The sequence below is a fragment of the Vibrio sp. 704 genome, from assembly GCF_033339295.1.
On the sequence record NZ_JAWOUH010000715.1, the window covers coordinates 1 to 594 of the forward strand.

Genomic DNA, 594 nt, shown 5'->3' on the forward strand with positions numbered 1-594 from the left:
AAATACAGTTTGCTCCAACACCCACATCCAACGCGCGTACGTTCTGATGACGGTAGGTCCCTTTGACTTCACCATCAAGTAGTTCTGCCACTCGGTGAATGGAGTCCGCTCGACCAGGAATTGGTGGGCATAAATAGTGCTCAGGAATATCCCAAAAATCAATGTTGTAATACGCCGCGAGAAGTGCTTTGTTCAGCATTTTCACTGCTTTCGGGTCAGAGAAGTTGATTGAATCCTCGCCTTTAGGATTCTTGATAACAAACGATGCCAGCGATGGCTCACTGGCGATTAGCTTTTTGAAATCATAACGACCACGATGCGCATTACTTTCATGCAAACCACTTTTAGCAATCTTGATAAAATCCACATCGCTCTTTTCTGCCGATAGTTTCGCTTTCACTGCTGCTTTCTTTTTTACACGCTTCGGCTTGGCCTTGTTAACGTCGTTATCATGCTTTGGCTTAGCTGCTTTAGACGGAGCCTGTTTCGCGTTGTGGCTATTGTTCTTCATTCGAATTCGCTTTTAAATCGAGGTAAATCATAAACAGACGAGCATCAAATTCGAGCTGGTGATACTCAGGCTCCATGTAACAA

Annotated in this window: 1 protein-coding gene and 1 pseudogene; both read right to left on the minus strand. The window is 44.4% G+C overall.

The window, feature by feature from the left end; all coding sequences use genetic code 11:
• Positions 1-511 (minus strand): RlmF-related methyltransferase (locus R7R24_RS28690; protein ID WP_318120457.1); only part of this gene is annotated, 511 nt, incomplete at its 3' end.
• Positions 498-594 (minus strand): annotated as a pseudogene (locus R7R24_RS28695) (metal-dependent hydrolase); the annotation flags it as partial. The gene R7R24_RS28690 and the pseudogene R7R24_RS28695, both read right to left, overlap by 14 nt.